This window comes from uncultured Roseibium sp., assembly GCF_947499295.1.
Taxonomy (GTDB): domain Bacteria; phylum Pseudomonadota; class Alphaproteobacteria; order Rhizobiales; family Stappiaceae; genus Roseibium.
In genome coordinates, this window is the sequence record NZ_CANMNP010000059.1 from 1 (window position 1) to 5341 (window position 5341).

Sequence of the window (5341 nt, forward strand, 5' to 3'; positions counted from 1 at the left end):
CTATGCTGACCACAGACCAGGTCGGCGACGAAACCGCGTTGCCCGAGCTCATCGCGGGGATCGACAACCCGGTGGGGCCCGTGTCCTTGCAGACGGAGCTTATGACGGCACCGGAGTTTCGAACTGTTTGACCGAGACCTTCGGGCCGGATGTCGAGATCACCATTCCGCCGCCGATAACCGCCGTCCTCGGCCTGGCCGGGCAACGCGACGCTCACATAAAGCATATCGCCGAACATGGCCGAATGGCGTGGCAGTCAGCGACGGGCTACAACGGCAGAGCCCTCGTTGAAGCCCAGATCGCTACAAAGTCCCTCAACCGCATGACACGTCTCGGGCGTGCGGTCTTCAAACGTGTCGCATAGTTACTTGGGGAAAGGGGCGAGTTCACCCGAAACACGACCGCTGCAAAAAGGTGCTTTTGCAAATGGGGATGGTCTGATGAAAGTGCACGCCGGTGTTTCAGCAACTTCGATTCTCTTACGAAACGAGAAAACTTCTTAGTTCCAATTGTTTATTCGAAAACTTGCCAACTGGCAAGATTCTGATCTATCAGATGGGGTCAATCTGAGCGGGCGTCCGCGCTATCAGTCATCCAAATCTGAGGCGTGTAGTTTGTCTCCAGTGGGCAAGTCACACGCCCTTAAATTAAGAAACTGTTTACCTAATTTTTCTTGCAAGAATCGATCCGTTGTGAAATGTTGACGCAAAATCAATCAATTTAGATGTTTTGTCGTCAGGCTAAAGGCGGGTTAGAATTTAATGGGTTCCTTTGCTGCAACTTCGGAAAAAATTTCCACATATACCACGCAGCTCTCTCGTGAACTACACGACCTGCGAGCCAAACTGTATCCACCAGAGGCCCAAAAAACGTTTACCAGAAGCTATACAACTGCTGACGTGGAAAGTGTCCTGGGTGTGCCACAAAGCACGCTCAGGACACTTTCCATAGAAGGGAAGGGGCCTGAACCGGAGCGAGCGAGAAACGGTACGCGAATGTACACCCTCGATCAGATCAATCAGCTTAGAGAGTACTTAGCGGAGCTGAGGCCAGATGATGCTCTCAAGTTGGTTCCTCGCCGGAGAGATGGTGAGGCGATTCAGATTATTGCCGCGGCCAATTTTAAAGGTGGGAGCTCAAAAACCACGACAAGTGTTCACTTGGCCCACTATTTGGCGATACATGGATATCGTGTTCTATGCATTGATCTCGACCCGCAAGCGTCCTTCACTTCAACATTTGGCTTACAGCCTGAATTTGACGTGGCTGAGGGTGAATCGACATATGCCGCATTGAATTACGATACGACCCGCCGAGCCTTGTCTGAGATAATTCGTGAAACTTACTTTCCCAATCTTCATTTGGTTCCCGGTAATTTGGAACTCATGGATTTTGAGTTTGAAACTCCTGCCGCGTTGACGTCTGGTGCCCGCGACGATCTTGGATTGTTTTTTGAGCGCTTGCGCAGAGCGATTGCAACGGTGGAAGACAATTACGACATCGTCGTTATCGATACCCCCCCATCGCTGGGATACTCAACATTAGCAGCGCTCTATGCAGCAACGGGTATGGTTGTAACCGTCCATCCCGCTATGTTAGATGTCGCGTCCTGCAACCAGTTTTTGATCATGCTATCGGAGCTATCAGAAACCCTTGCGGCCTACGGAGCCCAATTCAATCATGAATTTTTTCGTGTTTTAATGACCAGAGTGAATCCGAACGACGGCCCTCAAAAGTTTATGGCAGCGGTTGTAAGAAAAATTTTCGCGGAAGACGTAATGGTGGCTGATGCCCTAGAATCCACGGCGATTGCCGCCGCTGGTGTTGCAAAGAAATCATTATATGAGTTGGAGCCAGGAGAAGTAGGCAGAGAGCCTTTAAAGCGGGCATTGGAAAGCGTTGATAAAGTGAATAGCGAAATCCTGTCACTCATACATCGACGGTGGGGACGCATCCAATGAAGAAATCCATCCTAACAAAACTTCAAAAAGCTTCTCGATCTGGTTTGGTTGACACTCCAATTCCACGGCGACCTTTGAAGAGTTCTCCCGTGGTAAGCAGTGCTACCAAAGCACTCAGTGAACTGGCAGCTGACACAGTTATTCAGCTTGACCCAAAGAAGCTGCATCCGTCCCCGTATCGAGATCGAATGGTTGAGGATCAAGAGGCTGTTCAATCACTTGCAGAACTTCGCAACACCATTGAGCTCGAAGGGCAGAAAATTCCGGTCTTGGCGAGACCTCATCCCGATGTTCCCGGTGAGTTTCAGTTGGCGTATGGCCATCGGCGATGGAAGGCAATTCTGCAATTGGTAGAGGGGTCTCCAACGCCAGAAAAAGTGTTTATTCGAGCGCATGTGCGTGATCTCAGCGATGATGAACTAATCCGCGAACAATCCTTGGAGAACGGGGTGCGCGAAAACCTGTCTTGGATCGAAAAAGCACATTGGGCAGTTCAATTAAAACAGGCAGGTATAAAGCAACGCGACATGGCCCCGGTGCTCGGCGCGTCGGAGGCAGATGTGTCTCGCTATTTCAAGATCACTGATAGCTTGCCTTCAGACGTCGTGTTCAAAATAGGTCGTGCAAAAGATGCTGGGAGACCAAAATGGATGAAGCTTCTCGATTTGTATGAAAAATCAACTGCTTCAAAAAAACGTATCACTGAGTTCCTCGATACCGGCGAATTTAGCTCTTTGTCCGCCAGTGATCGTCTTGACGCCGTCATCAGTGTTGCTTCTTCCAGCCGAACCGGGAAAGGAGGGAAACCATCAAGTGTCTTGAAGGACTATTCCGTCAAAGGTTTAAAAATTTGCTCTGTTGAGACTACTCGGGCAGGCAAAAATCTCAAGATACCCGCAAAGGAAACTGAATTTGCAGATTGGTTGGTAGCACAGATTGGAGATCTTTATCTCCAATTTGAACTTGATCAAAAAGGGGAAGGGTAATGTTTAGTTCATAAACGAAAGAACCCGCCAAAAGGGCGGGTTCAAACTGAGATAAGCACAAGTGCTTATTATCTCTGTGTAGCAACTTTGATTTTATAATCACTTGTGGCGTAAGGCAAGCTTTGTCTTTGAGCAGAGCACGTTTTGTTACGACCATTTTGCTTATCTTTCCATTCTATTAAAAACTGGTTCGAGTATTCTCAATCAGAAGGTGAAGATATGCTTTCTCGCACTTTCTTTAGTCTCTACAAGCGAGGCGTTTGTAGGAATGCCTTTCGATGTTCTGACCTAGGTATCGACCAAATTTTGCTCTTGATCTCAAAGATTGAGTTCATTGCATCCAGCGGATACCGTGGAGGCGCTCATGGCTAAATTGGGTGCCGGCCTCCGCCGAACATCTCCAGAATCTCTGCAAGCGCAGAGATATGCAGAGCAATACACGCTTCCCCAAACCAAACTCATCAGCCGGAACGAAGCTCTGAAGATCGCAAAGCTTGCGGCAGCCGCCATGGGACTTAAGTCTTCGAAGATAGCGCTTATTGACCAGCTCTTTGCGTGCTCAAAGAAAAGCGATTGGGAAGCGAATGCAACGCCGCCGATCGTGTGGCCGTCCAACTCGCGCTTGGCGCAGCGAATGGGTATAGGCATTTCCACGATGAAACATCATCTGAACGGGCTGATCAAGGCTGGGCTGGTTGCATATCGTGATGGCCCAACTTATCAGCGCCGCGGACGCAGGGACAGGGACGGCAATATCGTTGAGGCCACCGGCATTGATTTGTCACCGATCACGGTGCGGTTCACAGAGCTGAGTGAGATGGTGGCTGCCGCAGAATATGAAGCACGTGAGTGCAAACGCTTGGCTTACAGGCGTACAGTTCTTCGCAAAGAGATACAGTCCCTTATTCTCAGTGCCAAGGACAGGCATCTCGACGGTCCTTGGGATCATGCCCAAGCCCGTCTGGAGGCCATCCGTGAACGGCGTGCGTATGGCATCAGCGAACTTCAAGACCAAGTTGTTGATTTGGAAGCACTTCAGCATGAGATGGAAGATATCTACGATGAGATAAATCAGGATCTAAATTTTAATACCGCAGTATCGAAATTTAAGCCATTACAAACTACAAAAGATTCTTCCATTCTTGAATCTAGTATTAAGAACGGCGACGCGCTATCGCGCGACAACATCAATTCTCAAATTGCCTCCGGCAGAGTGGCTTTTGAAAAAAAGCCTAAGCGCGAGGCAGAGGCCGTGCAATATCAAAATAGCCCCTCCAGGCAGCCAGGGGATGATCTGGAGGGGCTATCGCTCCAACTGGTACGGGACACCTGTCCGGCATTGACAAGCTGCGATCCGCACATCTTTAACAATTGGCACACACTACGTGATAGCGGTCATAATCTGTGTGTGTCTTCCGGTATCAATCCGCAAGTCTGGCAGGAGGCATTGGAGTATCTCGGCCGAGATATCGCAATAGCGGCACTCGCTGTAACGATACAAAAGACGGATCAGGGCCTGGTCGAGAAGCCCGGTGCGTACATGCGAGCTTTAGTCCGCAAAGGCTGCACCGGTGATCTACATATCAGCCGTTCGCTCTACAGCATGCTGAAAATGCGTGCTGATGCACTGCCGAGTGTTGATGGTGCTCGGGATACCCCGCGTGAAGCAAAGGTTTTTCCTGAATCCGGATCGATAGCCTACGGTTCCTGGGCCGATGTTGTGAGACAACATACGCCCAAGCCCACACCGGACGTTGATATTGTCGCCGGCAGGTTCCGAAATTGGACCCGGAAGACAAACCTTGATCTCACGTCGCCGCATATCGAGCGCGTATTCACCTCCTTTTGCAAAAAATGGCGGATGAATTGATGGGCAACCTTTTATAAAACGCTGAAACTCAGTGTTTGAATTCAACATCTGTATCGGGGTACACTCTTCAGAGCCGTAAAGCATCCTTGCGGAAATGGGGAAAAAACCGCAAGATACAAGGATGATTGGCCGTTTTGGATAAAATCCACCAGGTGCTAGAATTTTTGCGATGCTTCGTGGATTGATCTATCAGGGACGCAGGGAAGGGCACCGCGTAGGCCAGTTCATCGTGTTGCGATCGAACTGTTGCGCCAGTCCAGTGAAAATCTCACCCGGCGCAGAGACTTCATACGGACCTATCTGCAGCGGGATATCCCGAAACTCGGACCTTGTGTTGCCGAGGAAACTTCACGAAGATTTAGGACTATGCTGGCCCATCTACATGGTGGGTTGCTTAATGCAGTGGATTTTGTCCCGTTCGCTCGGTTTCGACAGCAAGACAATCGTTAAAGCGTGTCGCTTTTGATGCGATTCAAGGTTCCCAAATCAGTTGCTTTCTGATTCTCTTTCGGCGTTTGAAGGAG

4 protein-coding genes are annotated in these 5341 nt (G+C 49.6%); all 4 read left to right on the forward strand.

The window, feature by feature from the left end; translation table 11 throughout:
- Positions 1–127 precede the first annotated feature (127 nt).
- The 4 genes from Q0835_RS29250 (at position 128) to repC (ending at position 4817) form a co-directional block, all read left to right on the forward strand.
- Entirely contained in the window at positions 128–364 is a 237-nt protein-coding gene (locus Q0835_RS29250; RefSeq protein ID WP_298966895.1) for a hypothetical protein, read from the forward strand.
- Positions 365–761: 397 nt separating this feature from the next.
- Positions 762–1961: a plasmid partitioning protein RepA gene (gene repA / locus Q0835_RS29255; protein ID WP_298966897.1), complete on the forward strand. Its 1200-nt coding sequence runs from the start codon at positions 762–764 to the stop codon at positions 1959–1961.
- The gene (gene repB, locus Q0835_RS29260) at positions 1958–2947 is read left to right on the forward strand and encodes a plasmid partitioning protein RepB (protein WP_298966899.1); all 990 of its coding nucleotides are present in this window, start codon (positions 1958–1960) and stop codon (positions 2945–2947) included. Before repA ends, repB begins: the two co-directional genes overlap by 4 nt.
- A gap of 364 nt (positions 2948–3311) precedes the next feature.
- Positions 3312–4817: a plasmid replication protein RepC gene (gene repC / locus Q0835_RS29265; RefSeq protein WP_298966901.1), complete on the forward strand. Its 1506-nt coding sequence runs from the start codon at positions 3312–3314 to the stop codon at positions 4815–4817.
- Positions 4818–5341: the final 524 nt, after the last annotated feature.